General features: G+C 69.6%; 24 protein-coding genes. 10 read left to right on the plus strand and 14 right to left on the minus strand.

Annotation, left to right across the window (positions count from 1 at the left end; translation table 11 throughout):
* Positions 1 to 795 precede the first annotated feature (795 nt).
* Both QSK31_RS45965 and QSK31_RS45970 read left to right on the plus strand, forming a co-directional pair.
* On the plus strand, positions 796 to 1851 hold the full coding sequence (locus tag QSK31_RS45965; RefSeq protein WP_285691461.1) for an SEC-C metal-binding domain-containing protein: 1056 nt from the start codon (positions 796 to 798) through the stop codon (positions 1849 to 1851).
* Complete coding sequence (locus tag QSK31_RS45970) at positions 1838 to 3181, plus strand: hypothetical protein (protein ID WP_285691462.1); 1344 nt, start codon at positions 1838 to 1840, stop codon at positions 3179 to 3181. Before QSK31_RS45965 ends, QSK31_RS45970 begins: the two co-directional genes overlap by 14 nt.
* A 692-nt stretch (positions 3182 to 3873) precedes the next feature.
* Here QSK31_RS45970 and QSK31_RS45975 read toward each other — a convergent pair.
* Positions 3874 to 4566: an ABC transporter ATP-binding protein gene (locus tag QSK31_RS45975; protein WP_285691463.1), complete on the minus strand. Its 693-nt coding sequence runs from the start codon at positions 4564 to 4566 to the stop codon at positions 3874 to 3876.
* The gene (locus QSK31_RS45980; RefSeq protein ID WP_285691464.1) at positions 4563 to 5651 is read right to left on the minus strand and encodes an ABC transporter permease; all 1089 of its coding nucleotides are present in this window, start codon (positions 5649 to 5651) and stop codon (positions 4563 to 4565) included. Before QSK31_RS45980 ends, QSK31_RS45975 begins: the two co-directional genes overlap by 4 nt.
* Before the next feature lie 150 nt (positions 5652 to 5801).
* Here QSK31_RS45980 and QSK31_RS45985 point away from each other — a divergent pair, with 150 nt between their 5' ends.
* Together QSK31_RS45985 and QSK31_RS45990 are read left to right on the plus strand one after the other, a co-directional pair.
* A complete protein-coding gene (locus tag QSK31_RS45985; RefSeq protein ID WP_285691465.1) occupies positions 5802 to 7004 on the plus strand; it encodes a sensor histidine kinase in 1203 nt (400 codons plus the stop codon).
* Entirely contained in the window at positions 7001 to 7636 is a 636-nt protein-coding gene (locus QSK31_RS45990) for a response regulator (RefSeq protein WP_285691466.1), read from the plus strand. Before QSK31_RS45985 ends, QSK31_RS45990 begins: the two co-directional genes overlap by 4 nt.
* A gap of 153 nt (positions 7637 to 7789) precedes the next feature.
* Here the strand turns inward: QSK31_RS45990 and QSK31_RS45995 are convergent, their stop codons facing one another.
* From QSK31_RS45995 to QSK31_RS46005, 3 genes are all read right to left on the minus strand, one after another.
* Positions 7790 to 8140, minus strand: coding sequence for a hypothetical protein (locus tag QSK31_RS45995; protein ID WP_285691467.1), 351 nt, complete (start codon positions 8138 to 8140; stop codon positions 7790 to 7792).
* An 82-nt stretch (positions 8141 to 8222) separates the two neighbouring features.
* Positions 8223 to 8933: a DUF309 domain-containing protein gene (locus QSK31_RS46000; protein WP_285691468.1), complete on the minus strand. Its 711-nt coding sequence runs from the start codon at positions 8931 to 8933 to the stop codon at positions 8223 to 8225.
* A 93-nt stretch (positions 8934 to 9026) separates the two neighbouring features.
* Positions 9027 to 9452 (minus strand): hypothetical protein, encoded by a 426-nt coding sequence (locus tag QSK31_RS46005; RefSeq protein WP_285691469.1) that lies wholly within the window; start codon positions 9450 to 9452, stop codon positions 9027 to 9029.
* Here QSK31_RS46005 and QSK31_RS46010 point away from each other — a divergent pair.
* Entirely contained in the window at positions 9451 to 10155 is a 705-nt protein-coding gene (locus QSK31_RS46010; RefSeq protein WP_285691470.1) for a helix-turn-helix transcriptional regulator, read from the plus strand. The two genes, QSK31_RS46005 and QSK31_RS46010, sit on opposite strands and share 2 nt — an antisense overlap.
* A gap of 40 nt (positions 10156 to 10195) precedes the next feature.
* On the opposite strand, the gene QSK31_RS46015 is transcribed toward QSK31_RS46010, so the two are convergent.
* From QSK31_RS46015 to QSK31_RS46035, 5 genes are all read right to left on the minus strand, one after another.
* Positions 10196 to 10381, minus strand: coding sequence for a universal stress protein (locus QSK31_RS46015; protein WP_285691471.1), 186 nt, complete (start codon positions 10379 to 10381; stop codon positions 10196 to 10198).
* Positions 10378 to 11037 carry a universal stress protein gene (locus QSK31_RS46020; RefSeq protein ID WP_285691473.1) on the minus strand — a complete coding sequence of 220 codons (660 nt, stop codon included), beginning with the start codon at positions 11035 to 11037 and terminating at the stop codon, positions 10378 to 10380. Before QSK31_RS46020 ends, QSK31_RS46015 begins: the two co-directional genes overlap by 4 nt.
* A gap of 250 nt (positions 11038 to 11287) precedes the next feature.
* Complete coding sequence (locus QSK31_RS46025; RefSeq protein WP_285691474.1) at positions 11288 to 11620, minus strand: TraR/DksA family transcriptional regulator; 333 nt, start codon at positions 11618 to 11620, stop codon at positions 11288 to 11290.
* A 49-nt stretch (positions 11621 to 11669) separates the two neighbouring features.
* Entirely contained in the window at positions 11670 to 12497 is an 828-nt protein-coding gene (locus QSK31_RS46030; RefSeq protein WP_285691475.1) for a universal stress protein, read from the minus strand.
* 200 nt (positions 12498 to 12697) lie between these two features.
* Positions 12698 to 12970, minus strand: a complete 273-nt coding sequence (locus tag QSK31_RS46035) for a DUF3040 domain-containing protein (RefSeq protein WP_285691476.1) — start codon at positions 12968 to 12970, stop codon at positions 12698 to 12700.
* A gap of 285 nt (positions 12971 to 13255) precedes the next feature.
* On the opposite strand from QSK31_RS46035, the gene QSK31_RS46040 reads away from it, so the two are divergent.
* From QSK31_RS46040 to QSK31_RS49375, 3 genes are all read left to right on the plus strand, one after another.
* Positions 13256 to 13648 (plus strand): winged helix DNA-binding protein, encoded by a 393-nt coding sequence (locus QSK31_RS46040; RefSeq protein ID WP_285691477.1) that lies wholly within the window; start codon positions 13256 to 13258, stop codon positions 13646 to 13648.
* 150 nt (positions 13649 to 13798) lie between these two features.
* Positions 13799 to 14716, plus strand: coding sequence for a phosphoglycerate dehydrogenase (serA, locus tag QSK31_RS46045; RefSeq protein WP_285691505.1), 918 nt, complete (start codon positions 13799 to 13801; stop codon positions 14714 to 14716).
* Positions 14713 to 14970: an ACT domain-containing protein gene (locus QSK31_RS49375; protein WP_285691478.1), complete on the plus strand. Its 258-nt coding sequence runs from the start codon at positions 14713 to 14715 to the stop codon at positions 14968 to 14970. The genes serA and QSK31_RS49375 overlap by 4 nt, the downstream gene beginning before the upstream one ends.
* 60 nt (positions 14971 to 15030) lie before the next feature.
* On the opposite strand, the gene QSK31_RS46055 is transcribed toward QSK31_RS49375, so the two are convergent.
* Genes QSK31_RS46055 through QSK31_RS46065 form a run of 3 tightly spaced genes read right to left on the minus strand, consistent with a single transcriptional unit; the run spans position 15031 to position 17934 of the window.
* Complete coding sequence (locus QSK31_RS46055; RefSeq protein ID WP_285691479.1) at positions 15031 to 16272, minus strand: PucR family transcriptional regulator; 1242 nt, start codon at positions 16270 to 16272, stop codon at positions 15031 to 15033.
* A gap of 56 nt (positions 16273 to 16328) precedes the next feature.
* Positions 16329 to 17168, minus strand: a complete 840-nt coding sequence (locus QSK31_RS46060) for a slipin family protein (protein WP_285691480.1) — start codon at positions 17166 to 17168, stop codon at positions 16329 to 16331.
* A gap of 13 nt (positions 17169 to 17181) precedes the next feature.
* On the minus strand, positions 17182 to 17934 hold the full coding sequence (locus QSK31_RS46065; RefSeq protein ID WP_285691481.1) for a CBS domain-containing protein: 753 nt from the start codon (positions 17932 to 17934) through the stop codon (positions 17182 to 17184).
* Between the two features lie 429 nt (positions 17935 to 18363).
* On the opposite strand from QSK31_RS46065, the gene QSK31_RS46070 reads away from it, so the two are divergent.
* Entirely contained in the window at positions 18364 to 19479 is a 1116-nt protein-coding gene (locus tag QSK31_RS46070) for a baeRF3 domain-containing protein (protein ID WP_285691482.1), read from the plus strand.
* A 7-nt stretch (positions 19480 to 19486) separates the two neighbouring features.
* On the opposite strand, the gene QSK31_RS46075 is transcribed toward QSK31_RS46070, so the two are convergent.
* Positions 19487 to 20158: an adenylate kinase gene (locus tag QSK31_RS46075; RefSeq protein ID WP_285691483.1), complete on the minus strand. Its 672-nt coding sequence runs from the start codon at positions 20156 to 20158 to the stop codon at positions 19487 to 19489.
* Positions 20159 to 20422: 264 nt separating this feature from the next.
* On the opposite strand from QSK31_RS46075, the gene QSK31_RS46080 reads away from it, so the two are divergent.
* Entirely contained in the window at positions 20423 to 21709 is a 1287-nt protein-coding gene (locus QSK31_RS46080; protein WP_285691484.1) for an NAD(P)/FAD-dependent oxidoreductase, read from the plus strand.
* Positions 21710 to 21740: the final 31 nt, after the last annotated feature.

A 21740-nucleotide genomic window follows, 5' to 3' on the forward strand; every position in this document is an offset into this window, starting at 1 on the left:
CGCCGGTGCGCCGACCTGCACACTTAACATCGGCGTGAACGCTGCGCATCGCGTTTGACGTGCGGAAACGCCTACTCCAACGGCCTGGGGGTCAAGGGGTCGCAGGTTCAAATCCTGTCAGCCCGACTTAACAAAAGGCCAGCATAGCTGGCCTTTTGCATGTTTAGGAATCGATGCAACGGCAGCGGCGGGGCACGCATTTTTGCACGTACGCGCGTACGGTTTACGCCACGTTTTCGGATGATCTTCGTAGCCGGTTCGTACTCGACAGCTCGTGAGCCTTCCCTCCGTATCGGTCTCACTTCCCGGGGCCCTGGTTGAGCAGGGCGTTCATGGCCAGCTGATCGGATCTCGACGTGACTGGTCTCCTTGTTGGTGATGCCGAACGTCGATGTGCCGCATCCTCCTATGGGGATGATCACGACACCTCGATGACACGAATGCCCGTACGGTGATCTTCGCCGAGGTTCGCCGGCCACGTCCGGGGCCAGTGATTCCATGATCGTGGTTGCTCGTGGGGTTCGGAAGTTGGCTGCGGTGGTCCCTGGTTGTCCGCAGTAGTCGCGGCCCCAGTTGGTCGGCCTGTCGGGCGGCCCCAGAGCCGTTGGCTGGAGTCGTTGCTCACGAAGGTTCAGCGGCTACTCGTCATTGCCGGTCCCGAGGCGAAGGAGCCGTAGGCGGAGGCTGGGGCGCACTGCAGCGGATCGTGGCAGGGTCGGGACCGGCCGTGATCGTTAGGCGGGGATCACGGCCCGGTGCACGCGTGCCTGGCGCCTGCGACGGCATGATGGTCTGATGCCGGTGAACCATCTGTCCGAGGTTGAACGTGTCGAGCGGCAACTTGCCTCGGCGATGGCCGCGCGTCCGCGTGACAACGGCGTCTACCTGGCGGCGTTGCAGGACACGGTCGCGCTCACCCGCACTGACGCGGGCGCCGCCGAGGTGTTCTACCTCCCGGATCTGCTCGACGATCTGGCGCAGGCCTACACCGACACCGGGCGGTTCGACGAGGCGTTGCAGACCATCCGCGAGGCTGTTGACGCCGGGCTGAGCGGGAAGCCGGACAGCCGATGCCGGATCGCGGAGATTTTGATGCGGGCCGGCCGTGTCGACGAGGCCGAACCGATTTGGGCCCAGGTCAGAGCCGACACCCCCGGCGATGTGTGGCTGTTCAACAACGCCGGCCTCGAGTACGCCGCTGCCGGTGACCACGTCACCGCCTTGGCCTGGCTGACCGATGGAATGCGTATCGCTCTGGGCAGCGGCGACCCCGAGCGGCTCATCCCCCAGCTGATCGACCTGCGCCGGACGAGCATGACCGAGCTGGGCATGGAGGCCGATGATCTGCAGGCCCGCGCGGTGAATTTCCACGCCGAACGGGAACGCGATTCGCGGCAGCGGATCCTGCGCACCGCGGCGCCGGCGCCCGTCGCCGGCCATCGCGCCCCAGCCAGCCCGATGCTCGTGGCGTTGGCATGGTTCCCCGCCGAGGAGTACGACGAAGCGCTCGCCCGATGGCCGGAGCTGACCGAACCCGGCGGCGCGGCCGCCGGCGGGCGATCGCACGCCGAGTACTGCCGAGCCATGCAGGTCAAACTCGCCGAAGCCGCCAACACCGGGGCGGCCCGCGTCAGCATCGCCCCGATCCGGGTCGACGCCCTGCTGGCCTGGTGCGCCGATCGCGACGAGAATCCCGGAAAGGCCCGGGCCACCTACGCCGCGGACCTTGCCCGGACCCGTCCCGAGCAACTGATCGATTGGCCGCCGGGACGTAACGAGCCGTGCTGGTGCGGTTCGGCCCGCAAGTACAAGAAGTGCTGCGGCGCACCCCGGACCGGTGACCATGGCTGAACCCGCCGACGATCTGGTCGTGGAGGCGGCGCTGGCCGACCTGGCCCGCATCGACGCGGATGTGGCCGCTGCGGCTCGGGCCGGTTTCGACTCGCTGACCTGGGGCGAAGGGCTCGCCGCTGTCACCGGGCATGCTCTGGCCGACTTCCTGTGGTATCAGCTACCGACTAAGTGGATGTGCGACCTCGGCGAGAAACAGCAGGTCGCTGCCGCTCTCGGCGAGCTGTTCCACCGTGTGGGCCGCAGCCGGTACGCCGACATGTGCGGCTCGCCGGCCACCGCCGACATCCTGGCGACTTACGAAAACGACGGCGGCACGGCGGGGTTCAAGGCCTACCGGTCCGCGCTGGCGGCCACCGGCCTGCAACCACCCGACCTGCCGCGCGTGCTCGAGTGGGGATCGGTCATGGGCAGCGACGAGGCCAGTGCCTACGCATCGGCGTCGCTGGCTTTGGAACACGCCATCGACAGCGGCGAACTGCGACCCGGGCGGCCGGGCTGGCGCAAAGCCGCCGACCAGACGACTCGCGTGTTCCTGGACAGCCCCCGCGACGACCTCACCGGCAGCACCTGGCTGCAATGGGTGCATACCGAACGGCTGCAGAACTGGGCCGAAGGCCACGGCGCCGAACGCCGGCGTCTCGCCACGGCGATCACCAACCAGCTCCTGCACCCGGTCGCCGTTCCCGACACAGCCGCGGAACATCTCGCCCCGCTGCAATGGCTGCTCGACCACGCCGCCACCGGCGCGGCGCTCACCCAGACCGGCACCCTCACCCGCCCTCTCGTCGCGGAGGGCTGCCGCCGTTTCGACTGGCTCACGCTCACCGCCAACCCCCGCTCCGAGTCCGACATCGTCGAACTGTGGACCCTGCGCGAGCTCGCCAAACAGATGGGCGTCGTACGCCGCTCCGGACGCAAACTGCTGTTGAGCAGCATCGGCAAGACCCTCCACGCCGAGGGCACGCCCGCACTGTGGCAGGCCACCACGGGTCACCTGCTCGGCCCGGACGCCGCCGACGCCGCTGCCGGCGAGGCCGCCCTGCTCCTGATGCTGTCCGGCCAGGACCACGACTACCATGCACTCGACACTGCCGTCGCGCATGCGCTCGCCGAGCAGGGCTGGCGGGACCAGCACACCGGCCAGCCGGTCGCCCCCGACCAGACCGGCAGGCTCCTCGGTGACCTCCGGCGGCGGCTACGCCTGCTCGACCTCACCACCTCTCCACGCTTCGACGAACCACTGCGGCTCACCGACGCGGGCCGGTTCGCCGCCCACGCAGCCCTTCGGGCCCGGGCCCTGCGCCCCCTGGCCTACCCGCACCTGTGACGCGATGGCCGCGACGAACCGTGACCGGCTGATTCTGATCCTCCGTGCGGCGCCGCAGTACGGATCGCCAAGCTCGTCGTCACCGGCCCTTCACGGCCTTGACGCGTCACGCTGGCCCGGCGATGTGGGCCGTCTGAACATCAAGAGGCACCGACGGCGACGAACTGGTTTATCCCATGAGCAGTGCTCTTGGCGATTCGGTCAGTGCGATTCGGCGGCCGGACAGCGGTCACCGAAGGTGCCGACGAAAGCTTCGATGAGGGCTTCCACTAGATCGTCCGTCGTGTCCGGCCGGCCTTGGCCAGGTCCAGGTTGGGTATCACCGGGTGCAGACAATTCAATACGTTCGATCACACGTGAACCTGTACCGGGACTCCGACCTGCTGAGCCACCGGAGTCGACACATCGACGTCCTGGCCAGGAGTTTCAACGGATACGACCAGTGCGTAGCGTGCGCCCTGCTCGCTGCGATCACGTGCCGGGTGCTCTTTCCAGCAGCCGCTGACCGGAAAATGGCGACCGCCCCACAGCTGGCAAGGTCTACCGCTGATCCTTGCCAGACGTCCGAGTTTTGAGCGAGAACTCGACGGGTCTTCTAGGACGTCACCCGGCGGAGGCACAGGAACGGCGCGACTCGTTTGTCAGGTTTGAGAAATTGGCAGCCGATTTCGTGGTGTCGGCGACGTGGTGGGTCAGGAGCTGATGAGGCCGGTTTCGGAGGTGAGGAGGCGGCCGTCGTGGACTTCGGTGATGTGGTCGGCGGCGGTGAGGTGTGTGCGGTCGTGGGTGACCAGGATCGTGGCGGTGGCCTGTTGGTGGGTGAGGCGGGTGATCAGGTCGATGATGATGGCGCCGCGTTCGTGGTCGAGGGCGCTGGTGGGTTCGTCGACGAGCAGGACGGTGGGGTCGTTCATCAGGGCGCGGGCGATGTTGACGCGCTGGCGTTGGCCGCCGGAGAGCTGGTGCGGGCGGCGGTCGGCATGCTCGGCCATGCCGACGGCGTCGAGCAGGTCGAGGGCGCGGCGGCGGGCGGTGGCGGGGCGGTGGCCGTCGATGACGGCCATGGTCTGGAGTTGTTCGGCGGCGGTGAGTGCGGGCAGCAGGTTGGGTTGTTGGAAGACGATGCCGATGCTGCGGCGGCGCAGGGTGGCCTGTTCGGCGCGATTGAGCTCGGTGACGGTGGTGTCGTCGATGGTGACGGTGCCGCTGTCGGGGGTGATGAGGGTGGCGGCGACGGCGAGCAGGCTGGATTTGCCGGAGCCGGAGGGGCCGATGACGGCGGTGAGGGTGCCGCGGGGCACGTCGAGGGTGATGTGGTCGAGGGCGGTCAGGCGGGTGTCGCCGTCGGGGTAGGTGAGGGTGACGTCGGTCAGGGTCAGGGTCATCGGGCGCTCCCGAGGGCGGTCAGCGGGTCGACGGAGGTGATCCGGCGGATGGACAGGGCCGCGCCGAGCACGCCGAGCGCGATCATGATGGCGGCCGGCGTGAGCATGGTGGCCGGGCTGAGCTGGAACGGCACGCTGGTGCCGGCGACCAGGGCGCCGGCCGCGGCGGCGAGGGCGGTGCCGGTCAGGGTGCCGGCGGTGAGCAGAACGGCGGCCTGGCCGAGAGCGTCGCGCAGCAGTGCGGCGGTGGAGGCGCCGAGGGCTTTGAGGACGGCGACGTCGCCGCTGCGCTGGATGGTCCAGACGGTGAAGAACGCGCCGATGACCAGGGCGGAGATGGCGAACAGGAAGCCGCGCATCAGTTGCAGGGAGCCGTTCTCGCTGGTGTAGGAGCCAATCGCGGACAGCGAGTCGCCGCGGGTGACGGTGCTGGTTCCGGCCGCCTGGTCGCCGGCGGTGATGTCGGCGCCGCTGGTGGTGGTCAGGGCGATCACGGTCGCGGTGTTCTGGTCCGGGTCGCCGGTGGGTGCGCTGGTGTGGTGCCAGGTGGTCAGGCTGGTCCAGACGACCGGGGTGTGGCTGTAGGAGGCGTCGCCCTGGATCGCGGTGACGGTCAGCGGCTGCCCGGCGAGGGTGAGGGTGCCGCCGACGTGCAGGCCGAGGTCGTCGGCGGCGGTCGTGGACAGCACCACCGACCGGTCGTCGAGGCGGTCGCCGGCGGGGGCGAGTCGGGATCCGGACCGTACGCCGAACACTGATACGGCGGTCGTGGTGGTGCCGGTGGTGGCGCGGGTGGTGCTGATCCCGAGGGGTTCGGCGTTGGTGACCCCGGGAGTGCGGGCCCATTGCTGCCACTGCTCGGCGGTGACGGTGGAGTTGGCGTAGGACAGTTTCTGCCCCGCGGCGGGGGCGGCGAAGGTGATCCGGTCGGCGGGCAGGCCTGTGATCGCGGAGATGTTCTGCTGCCCGAGTCCCGCGGTCAGCCCGGACAGCAGGCCGACGAGCAGGGTGATCAGCACGATGACGGCGCCCATCAGGGCGAAGCGGCCTCGGGCGAACTTCAGGTCGCGCCATGCGACGTACACGGTGATACGCCCCCGTTCTGTCGGTGTGGTGGTGGCTGCCTTCTACGGTCGCCGCCGGGCCGGGGTGGGGCATCTGCCGCAGGATCGGACGCGGCTTGCATCTTTTGATAGAGGCCGACCGGATGTTGCTGTCCGTACGCTGGACAGATCATGTCCGCCACCGCTTTGCACCTGCCCAGCACGGCCCGTGGCCTGCTGTGGTGCCTGCACCTGCTCCTCGGCGGCCTGTTGACGCTGGTCGCCGGCCGGGCGATCGTCGGCGGGACCGGGCGCGCGTGGTGGGTGGTCGCAGCGGCGGGCATGCTCGCCGTGACCTATGGGGCAGGCGTGTCATTCGCGCGGGTCCGCGCGTCGCGGCGGCTGGCGGGGGTGTGGCTGGCCGCGATGGTCGTGGTGTGGCTGGTTTTGCTGGTCTTGTCCGCGGACGGGGTGTGGGTGGCGTTTCCGCTGTACTTCCTGCAGCTGCATCTGCTGACCCGCTGGGCCGGCGTAATCACGGTGCTGTTCACCGCGCTCGTGGCGGTCACCGGGTTCGCCGCCCACGCCGGGGCGCTGACGGTGGCGATCACGGTCGGGCCGCTGCTCGGCGCGGCCGTCGCGATCGCCGTGGTGCGCGGATACCAGGCGCTGTACCGGGAGAGCGAGCGGCGCCGGGAGCTGATCGAGCAGCTGACCGCCACCCGCGCGGATCTTGCCGCGGCGCAGCATACCGCCGGGGTGCTGGCCGAGCGGGAACGTCTGGCCCGCGAGATCCACGACACCCTGGCCCAGGGTCTGTCCAGCATCCAGCTGCTGCTGAGCGCTGCCGAACGGGCGCTGCCCGGCAATCCGCCGGTGGCCGAGCGTCACGTCGTGCAGGCTCGGCAGGCCGCGGTCGACAATCTGGCCGAGGCCCGGCGTTTCGTCGCCGCCCTCACTCCGCCTGCTCTGGAGGGCGCCGGCCTGGCCGACGCCCTGGAACAGCTGTGCGCCACCACGAGCACGCGGCACCGGATCACAGCCCGGCTGCACCGCACCGGTGAACCGGTGCCGCTGGCGTCCGCGACCGAGATCGCGTTGCTGCGTATTGCCCAGTCCGCCCTGTCCAACGTCGTGCGGCACGCCGACGCCGCGACCGTGGACGTCACCCTCAGCTACCTCGGCGACCACGTCGCCCTGGATGTCGTCGACGACGGCACCGGCTTCGACCCCACGCGGCTCCCCGCCCCCGAGTCGGAGATCGGTGGGTTCGGGCTGGCGGCCATGCGCGCCCGCGCTCACGCGCTCGGCGGCATCCTCACCCTCGAAGCCGGCGCCGGAGCCGGCACCGCGCTGGCCATTCAGGTCCCCATCGGCGCCGGAACCGGCTCATGACCGGCGTTACGGTCCGGTTGCTGATCGCCGACGACCACCCCGTTGTACGTGCCGGATTGCGCGCCGTTCTGGAGACCGAACCGGACCTCACCGTCGTGGCCGAGGCCGCCACCGCCGAACAGGCCGTCGTCCGTGCTGCCGGCGGCGACATCGACGTGGTCCTGATGGACCTGCAGTTCAAGGGCGGCATGACCGGCGCCGAAGCCACCGCGCAGATCACCGCGCAACCCGGCGCACCTCGCGTGGTGATCGTGACCACCTACGACACCGATGCTGACACCCTGCCCGCCATCGCCGCCGGTGCCACCGCCTATCTGCTCAAAGACGCCCCACCCGAAGACCTGGCCGCCGCCGTGCGCACCGCCGCGACCGGCCGTACCACGCTCGCCCCCGTCATCGCCGACCGGCTGATGAACCGCCTGCGTCAACCCGACACCGCCCTGACCCGCCGCGAGATCGAAGTTCTCACCCTGGTCGCCGAAGGTCTGTCCAACCAGGCGATCGGCACCCGGCTGCACCTGACCGAAGGCACCGTCAAGTCGCACCTGGCGCGGATCTACCTCAAGCTCGGCGTCGACTCCCGTACCTCCGCCGTCGCCACCGCCACCAACCTCGGATTCATCCGTCGTTGACCAAGGTCCCCTTTTGCGTGGTGGAGACCTCGTGCGACGTAGCGAGCCGTCGGGATTCGGAAATCCGCGTGGGTTGGCGCTCGCCCCGTCTCTTCGCCGTGCCTGGTCATGCCGAGCGGGAGCGACGAGCAGGAGAGCGACGAGTTGTAGTCCTCACGTGCCGTCAAGCCGCATCTCGGCCCAGATGACAACGCCGGTGCTCGTCGGGTGGGCTCCCCAGTTGTGTACCGGCGCGGGTTGCGTTCCCAACGGATGCTCGTCGGCGGGTTTGCCCGCGGCCGGGTGGTGGGTGACGACTTCGATCAAAAGGGTGTCGTCGTGGCAGCTCAATATCAGTTCGCCCCGGTGATCGGGGTTCTGGACGTGGTGAACGAGTCTCGTGATCACTGCAACGGCATCACGGACCCGGTGCGGGGTGAGCCAGCCTTCAAGGTATCGGCGGGCCGTCCCGTGGATGGCAAGGTGCCCGGTGCTGCCGGTAAGCGACAGCCAGAGTGAGTTCATGGGATCGGTTCTCGATCGTTGTCTCGGATCTCGGCGGGCAGCCGCCCGATGACGGCTGCTGAGACGCTTTCGGCGTGCTCGGTCAAGTGGTCAAACGGGGCATGGCGACGTTGCCGGCGTGGGGGTTGCCGCGGATTCGTTCGGCCTGCTCGCACGCCCAGGCGCACAGTCGGCCTGCCGCGATGCCATGCGGAGCGTGGTGTTCGTACGCGTTGATCCGTTCGGCTGAACGCTGGAGGAGACGGGTGGCGCCGGTGGTGTTCCCACGGCGGGCGTGGGTCAACCCGACGGCCAGTTGAGCCAGGCCGCGCCATAGTTCGCGTTCGTCGTCGGGGGCGGCTTTCCACGCGGCCTCGAGGACTTCGTGGGCGTGAAACGGCAGGCCGTCGTCGAGTAGCCGTTGTGCTTGCTGTAGCGCGTCGGCGGGTGTGAGGTCGAGATCTTCAGGCATGGTGGGGACACCGGTGGCGCCTGGTCGCAGAGGGCGGCCGAGGGCATCGCGGGGCCGCGCGTTGCGGGGCCTGCCGGTGGTGTCGCGGTCACGTGCCGCGGGTTGCGGTCGGCGGGCGGAGTCGTCGGCGGCTGCCGGGTCGTCGTCCTCGCTGCTGTTTCGCTCGCCGAGGTAGGCGAGCAGGTCCGCGCCGGTGCCGGTCAGCCGGTCGACCTCCTCGCCGGTGTCGCAGGTGAGCAGCGTGATGACCACGGTGTCGGTGCCGCGTGTCAGGACGCGCCATCGTCCGCCGGAATCCTGCCAGTGTTGGAGCTGGGCGACCGCGGGGTCGTCGTGTCGCATACCGGAACCCTTCTGCGAAACCGAAGTCATCGTGGCAGTCGTTCGTGTGGCGCCGCTTGTGCACCAGGCGGAGATGGTCGCCGTTTTTTGGTTTCAGCCGGCCAGCAGCAGCACGCCGGCGGCCATCAGTGCGGGAGCTTTGACGACCTCGAGGGTGACGTATGCGAGGTGGGCGCGGGATCGCGGTGTGGTGTCGCCGTGCAGGACGGCGGCTGTGCGCCGATGCAGCTGTGGACGGACCGCGACCAGCTGGATGATCAACGCGGTCACCGCGATCCCGGACAGCACCAGCGCGGAGCGTGGGTAGCCGGACGCCATCGCGACGATCACGAGCACGGCCAGGATCGATTCGGCGATGTTGAGTGCCCGGAAGACCAGCCGTCCGATGCCGAGACCGACGGCCAGGGTGACGCCCGGTGCCCGGAACTTCAACGGTGCTTCCAGGAAGGAGATCGCCAGGACCATGCCGAGCCAGACGAAGGTCGCCGCGATTCCGACTGCCACCGTGTTCGAGCCCATGACCAGAGTTTATCCAAACCGATCTTGTATAAAAGTGGGTGTGGCAGACAACCCTTCGCCGGCCGGGCGGCGTGATGAGATCCTGCGGATCCTTGCCGCCGCACCGGTTCCCGTCGGGGTCGCCGAGATCGCCGGTCGGCTGCGGGTTCATCCCAATACCGTCCGGTTCCATCTGGACACCCTGATGCGTTCGGGGCACGCCGAGCGGATGGCGGTCCGTGCCGCCGGTCCTGGCCGCCCTCCCGCGCTGTTCCGGGCCGTGCCTGCGGCTCCGGATCGTGGGCCGCGCGACTATCGCTTGCTGGCCGATGTGCTGCTCGCCGACATCGCCGCCGACGGCGACCCGGTGACCCGGGCGAAGCGGGCCGGGCGGCGGTGGGGTCGCCGGATCCTCGACCCGCCGCGAGGCCCGGGGACACCGGTGAAGGCGACGGAGGTGCTGGTACGGGAGTTGGATCGTGCCGGGTTCGCGCCGCGACCGGCGGACCACGGTCGCACGGTCGACCTGGACAGCTGCCCGTTCCTGGACGCAGTGCACACGCACGGGCGGATCGTCTGCGATCTGCATCTCGGTTTCGTCGAGGGGATGCTGGGTCGGCTCGAGAACCAGGCGGTCGCTGTGGAACTGGTCCCGTTCGTCCGGCCCAACAGGTGCCGGCTCTCCCTGACTTCGCCGGATGACGAGCCGTCCGCGGCGAGGTGATCCCGGCATCGCGCCACGCGATGGCCGTGGTGTGGCCGGGTCAGTCATCGGCGCGGGCTATCAGCACGGGACAGGCGGCGTGGTGAAGCAGATGCAGACGAACCGTGCCCAAACGCAACTCCTCGAAGGTCGTGTCGCTGCCGGCCCCGACGACAAGCAGTCCGGCCTGCCGGGACTGCTGCGCCAACACCGGGCCGGCTGGGCCGGACACGACGTCGACGGTCACCGAGACGTCCGGGAATTTTCCTGCCACGGCGTCAGGTCGTCGGTCAGGCGGCGCCGTCGTTCGGTTTCGATGCCGCGAAGATCGCGGCCGGTCGGCACGGTGAACGCCGACACCACCTGGAGCGTTCCGTGAGGACGCAGCGCTGCTTGCTCGAACGCGATACCGGCGGTCGTCGATGTCGCGGGGGAGTCGTCGAGCCCGACCACGACCGTGTCGGGGGTGTCGTTGCACCCGCCGGGGCGAACCACGGCGACCGAACACAGTGCGTACGCGGCGGCCTGACTGGTCACCACGCCGAGCATGGGGCCGGGATCGCCGTGACCGCGGCCCCCGACGACCAGTAGTTCGGCGCCGGCGGCGGCTTCGAGCAGGACCGGAACAGGGTCACCGGCGACCGCTTCGCCCCGCACCGGGACAACGGTCGCACCTGACCGGGCCTGCTCCATGGCGGCATCCACGATCGCCGCTGCACGTTCATCGGCCGTACGCGGCAGGTCGGTGCGGGAGGGGAATGCCCGGCCGGGGATTCCCCCTTGGTGCGCGACGACGATGTCGAGGGCCGCGCCGCGCCGTCGAGCCTCGGCGGCTGCCCAGCGGGCTGCTGCGGCGCTGCTCGCCGATCCGTTGACACCGACGACGATTCTTCGTGCGGACATGTCGACGTCCTCCTCCACAGGCAGCAGGCTCGGCGGTGACCTTCTTGTCTCCGACAAGCGTGGTTCACCAGTTGGCGGGTGGGTCACTGGCGGGGAAGGAATCCTGCCCCCAGACCTCGACGATGTCGATGTCGACGGCACGCGATGTCGGATCCGACGCCGTCACGACTGCTTCGGTGGGCGTGGGGGGTGTTGTCTCTGCCACCGTGCTTCACTCCGTTTCGTTTCCGGCGGCGCCGGCCGGTGCGGGCTATATCTGGCAGACGGCGCACCAGCGCGTGGTGGGCCGCGCCCGCATGCGATCGGCCGCGATGATGCACCCGCACTGCTGACACATGCCGTAGGTGCCGGACTCGACACGTCGCAGAGCAGCCCGGATGTCCTCGACCGCATGCCGTGCCGCTGCCATCCGCACGCGGGCGAGTTGTTCGCAGCGTCCGGTCGCCGCGTCCTGTTCCGGGTTGGGGAACGCGCATTGGACGAAGGCCTGGTGCAACTGCCACACGGTCAGATCCCAGGCCAGTGTGTGCAGGTCGCGTTGCTCGTCCGGCAGGTCGAGCAGCGGCACCGCAGGTGTCGGCATCGGTCATCCTCCTTCGGCTCGAGTCGCTCGGTGTCGTGGTGTACTACGGCTACGCGGCAGGAGACGGCACGACCGTGACCGGGCAGCCGGCGTGGTCGATCAGAGCCCGCGAGGTCGATCCGGTGATCAGACCGCGGAATCCGCCGTGGCCCCGGGAGCCGACGATGATCATGGCGGCGTGCAGCCGGTCCGCAGTGTCGATCAATGCGGTCGCGGGCGTGGCCGCCTCGGCGCTCTCCCGGCGATACTTGACGTCGCGGTAATGCCGGGCAAGCTGATCCGTCTGTGCCGTGATCATGTCGGCCTCCGGGCCCGCGTCCGCGTGGCCGTGAGAGACGAGCACCAGTTCGGCGTCGCCGCGGCGGGCCTCGGCGAACGCAACCTCGGCGGCGGCTGCCGCCTGCACGGAGCCGTCCATGCCCAGGACGATCACGGTCCGGTCGGTGGTGTCGGCGTCTCGAACCACGGTGACCGGACACGATGCGTGACCCGCGAGCTGGGTGGCGGTGGAACCGGCGAGCAGCCCGGCGAACCCGCCGGTGCCGCGGTGGCCGACCACCACCAACTGGGCGTCGCGGGAGGCGTCGATAAGCACCGCACTAGCCGATCCGTCGATCAGCCGGGTACTCACTTTCAGGTGCGGCCAGGCCGTCCGTACCTCGCTCGCCGTGCGTGTGAGCAGGTCCAGCAGTGCCTCGCGCGGACCGCGGTCGATGTCGGCCAGCGGCGGGTACATCGCCGAGGGAAGGAGGAACCAGCCGAAGGCGTGCACGATCCGCAGTTCACTGCCACGCCGCGTTGCCTGCAGGGCGGCGTGCCGCACCGCGGCGTAGGCCGACGCCGCGCCGTCGAAGCCGACGATCACGGGCGCGTTCATGGTGAACCTCCTTCACCGGCCGGTTCGGCCGATACATCTGGGCCAGACGGGGCTTCCGCGTTCGCTTGTACCTCGACTGTCCGTCGATGGGGTGAGGGCCGGACAGGTCTCGCGCTGGCCATTGACGCCACCGTTGATTGCCGACTGTCGGCAACCGGACCAGCGATGCGAGGCTGCGGTCCGCAGATCGTGTCGGTGTCTCAGCGGTGCGGCGTCTCGTGCGCCGACCACAAGCCCATGCTGAGGCAGATCGCCGAGAGTGCGATCAGGGCGAGCCAGCCGCTGCGGTACAGCAGGGCCAGCCCGGTGCCGCCGACGGCGACGAACAGCCACCCGAGCGGCCCGAGGCCTGCCAGGCGGGCCGACGGGCGTGGCGGTGCTGCCGTGCTGATACGCCGGGCGAACGAGGGATCCTGTGCCCACAGACCCTGCTCGATCTCGTTCAGTCGGCGCCGCTCCGAGTCATTGAGCATGAAACCTCCGTTCAGGACCGCGTACGGGTGCGACGAAACTCGCCTCCGCGCCAGCGTCGCGCGGTGGACGCCGTCGGCGACAGTCGCGAAGACGGTCGATTCCGACCCCGGTACTTGCCGCCGTCCGGCAGCGAACCCCGCCTCTCAGGCCTCTCAACTGAAGGAACGTGCCCTGCAGCGCGTCGCATTCGCCGGTCACCGTCAGAGCACGGTCACGACACTGTTCGTGTGACGTCCGAGCTGCGCGGCACCCGGCTGAGCGGATGCCTCATTACCGTCGCGGCCATGACTTCCGGGCGTGGCCTGCTGCGCTGTCTCACCGTTGTCGCCGCGACCGCTCTGGCCGCCTGCAGCGGTGCTGGATGCTGGATCGGCTCGTCCGCAAGGGTCTGGTCCGCCGTACCCCGGTCGAGCACCGATCGGCGGGTGGTCCGGATGCGCCTGAGCCCCTCCGGGCGCGAGGTGGTCGAGCAGGTGATGAACCGCCGGCGCGAGGAATTGCAGCGACTGGTCACCGCCACGGCGCATCTGTGGCAGCCACCGGTCACCGAAGCCCTCACCACGTTCGCGCGAGCAGCGGGCGAAGTCCCTGAGGACGAGTGGTGGCTGGGTTGGAGCGCGCACCGCGACACCGCGAAAGAGGACGCGGACGAACCGGTAGCGAAGAAGTTTGCATAGTGCAAAGATAGTAGTGTGCATTAACCTCGGTGAGGGAGGCTAAGATATGGACCGCAATGGGGATCACCATGTGGCACGGATCGACGACACCGCGGCGGGCGCGACGTTGCATGAACGCGCCGAAGCCGTAGCCATCCCGGACTGGAGAGCATCCATTCCGGCGCGGTTGCGCGGCTCGAGGAGGATGGTTTCCAGGTCGAGTCCGTTAAGACCGCGCTGGACGAGGTGGAGCTGATCGAGCGGATCCGAGGGGTCAACCTGCTCGGCATCCGCTCCAAGACCCAGGTCACCGCCAAGGTGCTGGAGGCCGCCGACAAGCTCGTCGGTATCGGCGCGTTCTGCATCGGCACCGACCAGATCGACCTGTCGCATGCCTCGGCGAGCGGTGTCGCGGTGTTCAATGCGCCGTTCTCCAACACCCGCTCGGTGGTGGAGCTGGCGATCGCCGAGATCATCTCGCTGACCCGGCGGCTGACCGAGAAGAACGCGCTGATGCACTCGGGTGTGTGGGACAAGTCGGCCGACGGCGCGCACGAGATCCGCGGCCGCCGTCTCGGCATCGTCGGTTACGGCAACATCGGCACCCAGTTGTCGGTCCTGGCGGAGAATTTGGGCATGTCGGTGTCGTTCTACGACACCGCCGACAAGCTGGCGCTGAGCAACGCGCACCGCTGCGCGAGCCTCGACGAGCTGCTGGAGTCCAGCGACATCGTCACCCTGCACGTCGACGGCCGTCCCGGCAACGCCGGTTTCTTCGGTGCCGAGCAGTTCGCCAAGATGCGGCCCGGTAGCCTGTTCCTCAACCTGTCGCGTGGCATCGTCGTGGACCATCTGGCCCTGCGTGACGCGCTCAAGAGCGGCCGGCTGGCCGGCGCCGCCGTCGACGTGTTCCCGAAGGAGCCGAAGGGTCGCGGCGACGAGTTCCTGTCGGAGCTGCGCGGTCTGCCGAACGTGATCCTCACCCCGCACATCGGCGGCTCGACCGAGGAGGCCCAGTCCGACATCGGCGGCTTCGTGGCGAACAAGCTGGCCAAGTCGTCACCGAGGGCAACACCACGCTCAGCGTGAACCTGCCCGGCGTCGCCCTGCCCGAGCTGCCCGGCATGCACCGCATCGTGCACATGCACAAGAACACCCCGGGCGTGCTCGCCGACGTCAACCGGATCCTCGCCGAGCACAACGTCAACATCGAGGGCCAGATGCTCAGCACCCGCGGGGAGTACGGCTACCTGATCACCGACATCGCCACCGGTTACAGCGAAGACGTGCTGACCCGGCTCCAGGCCATGGAGCAGACGGTCCGCCTCCGCGCCCTGTGCTGAAGGGCCCGGCTAATTGGTGTGGGCGAGCCACGGTTGCGGCGTTCATGAGGAGCGGGACGTTCATCCGGCTGCGGGCAAGGGCTGTTCGGGCCAGTTGAGGGCGCGGGCACCGAGCACGGCGGCCTGCAGGGTGAATCGGTGGGCGGGGTCGGCCGGGTCGTAGCCGGTGAGGACACGGATTCGTTCGAGGCGGTAGGTGACCGTCCGCACGGAGACGTGGATGCGTTTTGCGGTCTCGGTGGCCACGCCCCCGGTGTCGAAGTAGGCGTGGAGGGTGGCGACGAGTGGTTCAGCGCCACCACGTGCCCGGGTCAGCGGATGCAGCACGGCGTGCACGAGTTCGACGATGGCCGGTTGGTCGCGCAGCAGGACGCGATAGATGAGCAGGTCGCGGGCGCTGACCACTGGAGTGGGTACGCGCAGCCGCCCGGCCATGGTGAGCGCCTCGCGGGCCTCCTCGTAGGAACGGGCGATGCCGTACAGACCTGGGTGGGGACGGCCCACGGCGATGCGCCAGGGCCGTCCGCGTGGTAGCCGACGCAACTGATCGTGCATCAGCCGGCCGAGATCGTCGGTGCCGTCCCCGCCTGCCGGGGTGGCGTCGGGGTCGGACGCGTCGGCGGGCGCGAGCACGACCAGGAGCCCGTCCTTGGTTGCGACGAGCACGTCGCGGTCACCGAGCCGGTCGAAGATGACGGCCTCGAGAGCGGTGATCGCCGCGTCGGTGTCGGGCAGCCGGCGGCTCGGCTCGGCCAGGGCGACCTGGTGTACGCGGGCCAGGTCGAGGCCGAACGGTTCGGCCCGGCCGACCAGGGCACCGAGGTCGGAGTCGCCGCGCAGCAGGTCGTCGATGAGTTCACGGCGCAGGGTCTCCTCGCGGCGGACCAGGTCGCGGCGGGCGACCGCGTAGCCTTCGGCCAGTGTGGCGACGGCGTCGTCGACGACCTGCAGGACCGCGGCTGCGGCGGCGCGCACGGCCTCCCGGTCGCGGTTGCGTACGACGTCCGGCAGGTCGTGCCAGAGCCGGCGGGCGGCGGACAGGTACAGCTGCACCACCCGGCCGGCGGAGATGCCCTGCTCGGCGGCCCGTCTGCCGAGCGCTTCGACGGCGTCGAGTTCGGCGCGTTTGGGTTTGCGTCCGGTGATGGCGGCGTCGGCGAGCAGCGGCAGGTAGTCGCCGAGCAGAGCCACGGGCACGTTGCCGGCGTCGCGGCTGGCCCCGGCGGCGACGTCGGCGAGCCATTGCCCGTCGGCGTCGGCTGCCGTCTGTCGCGCGTTGCGGCGTGTGCCGTCGTCGCTCACGTGTGCCCTTCCCAATCCCGAAGGTTCAGCATCGCTGATTTCGGCGGCGATCGACGTCATTTGCCGGCCGCCGTCACCGGTTCACGGTCACCGTCCGTCCGGTTACCTACGGTCACGGCCTTCGCGGTGTGGCCGGCGAGGTTGTGGCTCAGCGTGTCGACCAGTCGTAGCAGCTCCACCGGCAGCGGAAAGATGAGCGTGGAGCTGCGTTCGGAGGTGAGCTCGGCCATCGTGGACAGCACCCGCAGCTGCATGGCGGCTGGGTGGTTTTCCAGCACTTGGGCGGCGCGGCCCAGATCGTCGGCGGCCTCGACCTCGCCGGCGGCGTGGATCACCTTGGCCCGCCGCTCACGTTCGGCTTCGGCCTGGCGGGCCATCGCCCGGCGCATGGTGTCGGGCAGTTCGACGTCCTTGACCTCGACCAGGGTCACCTTGACACCCCAGGCGCTGGTGATCTCGTCGATGACGGTCTGCAGCCGCTGGTTGATGGCGTCGCGGTCGACGAGCAGGTCGTCGAGGTCGACCTGGCCGAGGATGCTGCGCAGCGTGGTCTGGGCGATCTGGGAGGTGGCGACGACGTGGTTCTCGACTGCGGTGACCGACAGCAGCGGCACGACGACGTTGAAGTAGGCCACCGCGTTGACCTTCACGGTGACGTTGTCCTTGGTGATGACGTCCTGCGGCGGGATGTCCATCGTGACGGTACGCAAGGAGACCCGCACCATCCGGTCGACGAGCGGAATCAGCACCGTCAGCCCCGAGCCTCGCGTGGCGATGACCTGGCCCAGCCGGAACACCACCGCCCGCTCGTAATCCATGATCACTCGCACCGACGCGATCAGCAGGACGAGAAGGACCAGCCCGCCCACCAGAAACCAGCGCAATACCTCACTCATGGCGTCTTCCTTCTCAACCGATCGACGAGTGTCCTGCCGCTGCCGCTGCCGCGGACGGGTCGCGGCGTTGAGGGTGGCGTCCCGGCCACCAACCGTCGATCGACGGGGCAGGAGAGGCCTGGACGACGGCAGGTTCGTGGGGTTGGTCGACGGTGATGTCGTCACGCACGAGGGTTACGCCGGGCACGTCGCGGACCACCCGCGGCAGCAGCGTCGCGTGCCGGGCGTCGCTGACGGTCGCGGTCGCCGTCACCGCTCCGTCGCGAACGTCCAGATGGAGATGACGGATCGGTAGTGTCTCCAGCACCTGCCGCACGTCGTCGCGGATCGCCTCGTCCCGGCGGTCGTGTACCTTGAGCAGGTCGCCTGCGGTGACGATGCCCAGCAGTCGCCGGTCCGGTCCGGTCACCAGCAGCCGGTTGACTCGATGGCGGCGCATCAACCGGCCGGTCTGGGCCAGTGTCGCGTCCGCCGCTACGGTCAGCGCCGGGGCGCGCATCATCTCTCTGGCCGAGGTCGTGATCCAGTCCGGTGCCGGGACGATGCGCCGCCACGGGATCCGCGGCCGTGGCTGCGGCGGTGGGAACGCGACGGCGTTGAGCACGTCGGTACGGGTGATGATGCCCAGCACCCGGTCGTACTCGTCGATCACGGCCACCGCGCTGACGTCGTACGTCGTCATGGTCGTGATGATGTCGGCCGGGGCGGCGTCGCCGGTCACGGTGACCACGTCAGCCGTCATGGCGTCGCGCACCGTCCACTGCATGGTGTCCTCTTCCCGGCACCGGAACGGTGCCTGTCTGCTACTGCCCTGGCGTGGTTCGGTGAACCACGGTGACCATGCCACCCATGCTGACCGCGTCACTGCGCCCGCTGACAGAGGCGCCACCGGTCACCTGCAACGGGGCTCCTTGCCGGGCGTCGGCAACTAGCGATGGCGGAGGCTCAGGCACGCAGCCCCGGCCACGGCCGCAACGGCTCGACACGGAACGGTGCGGACGGTACCGGAGTCGTCTTCGGTGATGGGCTCCGTCGTCTTGCTGCCCACATGATCCTGCTGCCGGTCGGCAGTTTGAGCGGCTCGGATCGGCGTGTGGCGACCCTGTTCGACGCACACTCACGGCGGTCAGGCTGGTCGCCATGTGATCTCACCGGCCCAGTGGTGAGCGCCGATGATCTTCATTGAGAGGCGAGAATGGACCTGTCGAACACTCTGAACGCGCGAGATCTGATCACACTCTCCGACGAGCGCGGCGGCCACCGTGTCTCGGCATTCCTGCCCGTCAACCGCGCCGACGCGGCCGGCGGCCGTCATCGTGCGCGTGTCAAGAACCTACTGCGCGATGCCGAACAGGCGCTGCGCGCCGACGGTGTGACCGCGACCGAGTTGGTGCTGGCGCCTGCCCGCCGACTGCTGGACTCCCCGCACCGGGCGGAGGGTTCCGGCGACGGCCTGGCCCTGTTCTGCGCGCAGGGCAGTCTGCGGCAGTTCTGGGTTCCGCAGCGCCTGCCTGAGCTGGTCGCGGTCGGGGACCGGTTCCTCGTACGGCCGCTGCTGCCGCTGCTGGGCGCCGCCGGCCACTTCTACGTCCTGGCGCTCAACCAGGACGAGATCCGCCTGTGGCGGGGTTCGCGGCACAGCATGCAGCAGATGGCCCTGGATGGACTGCCCCTGGCCGTGTGGCTGACCATGCCGCGTCGCCGCGCCCAGGTGCACGCCTTCGTCGCCGATCGCGGTGGTGCCGGTGGCCGCGCCGTCTTCCACGGCATCGAGGATGACCAGACCCCGCTGGTCGTACAGCACTTCCGGCGCGTCGACCGTGCATTGCGCGAGGTTCTGCAGGCCGACGACGTGCCGCTGCTGCTCGCCGGTGTCCGATCGACGCAGGCCCTCTACCGGCAGGTCAACACCCATCCGGGACTGATCCGGGAAGGTATCGACGGCAACTCCCGGGAGTTGAACGCGGATCAGCTGCACCGGCTCGCCTGGCCGCTGGCCGAACCCATACTGCGCGCCGGCGAGACCACCGCCGCAGCCGTCTACCGGGAGTTGCAGGGCACCGGGCGCACCTGCGCCGACGTCGCGACGGTGCACGCCGCCGCTGAGCAGGGCCGCATCGACACGCTCTTCCTGCGTGCCGACGCACCCGCTGGTGCCACGAAGGTCATCAGGGTGTACGAGAACCCGCCCACGATCGACCGCTCAGACGCCGCCGCGGTGGCCACCCTGCGCCATGGCGGAACCGTGCACGCCGTATCCCGCGACCGGATGCCGGACCGTACGCCGATGGCCGCCATCCTTCGCTATTGACTGCCTTCTACACGACGGGGTCCGGGTCGTTGCGACCGAACGCCGCCCCGAGACCGGTCAGGTCGATCGAGCGGCGGGCGTGTTCCGGCACCAGGTCGACCAATGGCCGCATCGCCTCCAGCGCGGTGAGGATCTGCCGGGCGACCCGCTCGACCGGGCGCATCGCGTCCACCGACACCAGGATCCCGCGCGAGGCGTACCAGTCGACGATCGGATGAGTCACCTCGTGATACAGCGCGAGCCGGTGGCGGATGACCGGCTCGGTGTCGTCGGAGCGGCCTTCCAGCGCGGCCCGCGCCAGCAGCCGCCGGATCAGCTGCTCCTCGTCGTCGGCCTGCAGATGCAGAGCCACGTTCGCGGTCATCTGCAGGTTCCGGCCGATCTCGTACAACGCCCGGGCCTGCGCCATGTTGCGCGGCATGCCGTCGAGCACATACCCGCCGCCGGCCGCCTTCGCCTCGGTGAAGGCGGCCCCGACCATGTCGAGCACGACCTCGTCCGGAACCAGCTCCCCGCGGCTCAGATGATCGCGCACCGACCGGCCCAGCGCGGTGCCCCGGGCCACGTGATCGCGCAGCAGATCACCGGTGGCGATGTGCGGGACACCGAAGTGTGTCGCGATCAGCGCGCCCTGGGTGCCCTTCCCGGCACCAGGCGGGGCAACCAGCAAGACCCGCATCACCAACGTCCCTTCCACCAGGCGGTCCGGTCGGCACCGTGACTGCGACGATCGTAGACGTGATCCCGCACCGCCGCGCCGACACCCATCGACGCGGACCCGCGCCACGCGGTGCCGATTTCCCGCCGTCGGCAATCTACCGGGCCACAGGTCACCGACGACGACCCTGGCCGCTGGCCCGAGGGCCGGGTGACCATGGCCGCATATCGAGTCAGTTCCGCCATCCGATCGATGGCGGGCAACTACATCACGTCGGGGAGCGGCATGACTGACCAGACCGGCGGGAAGGGCACTCCCGCGTTCGTGACCGGCTCTGTGCGTGACGTCGCCGTCGTCGGCGCGGGAATGATCGGCTTGTCCACGGCCTGGTTCCTGCAGGAGGCCGGCGTCCAGGTCACCGTCTACGAGCGGCACCATGCCGGCGCGGGCGCATCCTGGGGAAACGCCGGATGGCTGACCCCGGGATTGAGCGCTCCGCTACCGGAACCCGCGGTCCTGCGTTACGGCCTGCGCGCGGTGCTCAGCGCACGTTCCCCGGTCTACCTGCCGCTGCGGGCCGACCGTGAGCTGTGGCGTTTCCTGCTGTCGTTCGCGGCCAACAGCACCACCGGGCGGTGGCGCCGCGGTATGGCCGCCTACGTCGCGGTCAACGAGCGCTGCCTGGAAGCCTTCGACACCCTCGCCGCCGGCGGTATGACCGCGACGACGACGCCGGCGGACCCCTTCCTCGCCTGCTTCGTCCGCGAGCGTGACAGCCGCGGCCTGCTGACCGAGTTGAAGCAGATCCGCGACGCCGGCCAGGACGTCGCTTTCCGGCCGGTGAACGGGTGGCGGATCCGATCCCTGGAGCCGGTGCTGACCGAGCGGGTGGGCGCCGCCGTCCAGATCTTCGGGCAGCGGTATCTGCATCCGCCCGAGTTCATCCGGTCGCTGGCGGACGCGGTTCGCGCCCGCGGCGGGCGCATCATCGAGGGCGCTGACGTGACCCGCCTTCAGCCGGAGGCCGCCGGCGTCGGCGTGATCTGCCGGCCGGGGCAGCAGCATCGGCATGACGCCGTGGTCATCGCCACCGGGGCGGTGTTCGGCGAACTGGCCGCCCGCTTCGGGGTACGCCGGCCGGTGCAGGCCGGGCGTGGCTACAGCTTCAGCGTGCCGGTCGAACGCATGCCCGCCGGCCCGCTGTACTTCCCGGCCCAGCGGGTGGCCTGCACGCCCCTGAACGGCCGGCTGCGGGTGGCCGGGATGATGGAGTTCCGCCGACCCGGTGACGAGCTGGACCCACGGCGCATCGCCGCCATCGTCGACGCGGTCCGTCCGCTGCTGCACGGGGTGGACCTCGACGAGCGCTGCGACGAGTGGGTCGGTTCCCGGCCGTGCACCCCCGACGGCCTGCCGCTGATCGGGGCGACCGCCGCACCACGTGTCCTCGTCGCCGGCGGCCATGGCATGTGGGGCATCGCGCTGGGGCCGATCACCGGCCAGCTCGTCGCGCAGGCGATCCTCAAAGGTGAAACGCCCGCGGAGCTGGCGCCGTTCGACCCGCTGCGCTAAGCAGAGGTGCCGAATCCGGTCGCGGTTGGCC

The organism is Actinoplanes sp. NBRC 103695 (assembly GCF_030269485.1).
Classification (GTDB): Bacteria; Actinomycetota; Actinomycetes; order Mycobacteriales; family Micromonosporaceae; genus Actinoplanes.

Excerpts from the sequence above, each read along its gene's own strand:
- QSK31_RS45965 (WP_285691461.1), top strand. The coding sequence starts at position 796 with ATGCCGGTGAACCATCTGTCCGAGGTTGAACGTGTCGAGCGGCAACTT.
- QSK31_RS45975 (WP_285691463.1), bottom strand. The coding sequence starts at position 4,566 with ATGACCCTGACCCTGACCGACGTCACCCTCACCTACCCCGACGGCGAC.
- QSK31_RS45985 (WP_285691465.1), top strand. The coding sequence starts at position 5,802 with ATGTCCGCCACCGCTTTGCACCTGCCCAGCACGGCCCGTGGCCTGCTG.
- QSK31_RS45990 (WP_285691466.1), top strand. The coding sequence starts at position 7,001 with ATGACCGGCGTTACGGTCCGGTTGCTGATCGCCGACGACCACCCCGTT.
- QSK31_RS45995 (WP_285691467.1), bottom strand. The coding sequence starts at position 8,140 with ATGAACTCACTCTGGCTGTCGCTTACCGGCAGCACCGGGCACCTTGCC.
- QSK31_RS46000 (WP_285691468.1), bottom strand. The coding sequence starts at position 8,933 with ATGCGACACGACGACCCCGCGGTCGCCCAGCTCCAACACTGGCAGGAT.
- QSK31_RS46010 (WP_285691470.1), top strand. The coding sequence starts at position 9,451 with ATGACCAGAGTTTATCCAAACCGATCTTGTATAAAAGTGGGTGTGGCA.
- QSK31_RS46005 (WP_285691469.1), bottom strand. The coding sequence starts at position 9,452 with ATGGGCTCGAACACGGTGGCAGTCGGAATCGCGGCGACCTTCGTCTGG.
- QSK31_RS46020 (WP_285691473.1), bottom strand. The coding sequence starts at position 11,037 with ATGTCCGCACGAAGAATCGTCGTCGGTGTCAACGGATCGGCGAGCAGC.
- QSK31_RS46025 (WP_285691474.1), bottom strand. The coding sequence starts at position 11,620 with ATGCCGACACCTGCGGTGCCGCTGCTCGACCTGCCGGACGAGCAACGC.
- QSK31_RS46030 (WP_285691475.1), bottom strand. The coding sequence starts at position 12,497 with ATGAACGCGCCCGTGATCGTCGGCTTCGACGGCGCGGCGTCGGCCTAC.
- QSK31_RS46035 (WP_285691476.1), bottom strand. The coding sequence starts at position 12,970 with ATGCTCAATGACTCGGAGCGGCGCCGACTGAACGAGATCGAGCAGGGT.
- QSK31_RS46040 (WP_285691477.1), top strand. The coding sequence starts at position 13,256 with ATGACTTCCGGGCGTGGCCTGCTGCGCTGTCTCACCGTTGTCGCCGCG.
- QSK31_RS46060 (WP_285691480.1), bottom strand. The coding sequence starts at position 17,168 with ATGAGTGAGGTATTGCGCTGGTTTCTGGTGGGCGGGCTGGTCCTTCTC.
- QSK31_RS46065 (WP_285691481.1), bottom strand. The coding sequence starts at position 17,934 with ATGCAGTGGACGGTGCGCGACGCCATGACGGCTGACGTGGTCACCGTG.
- QSK31_RS46070 (WP_285691482.1), top strand. The coding sequence starts at position 18,364 with ATGGACCTGTCGAACACTCTGAACGCGCGAGATCTGATCACACTCTCC.
- QSK31_RS46075 (WP_285691483.1), bottom strand. The coding sequence starts at position 20,158 with ATGCGGGTCTTGCTGGTTGCCCCGCCTGGTGCCGGGAAGGGCACCCAG.
- QSK31_RS46080 (WP_285691484.1), top strand. The coding sequence starts at position 20,423 with ATGACTGACCAGACCGGCGGGAAGGGCACTCCCGCGTTCGTGACCGGC.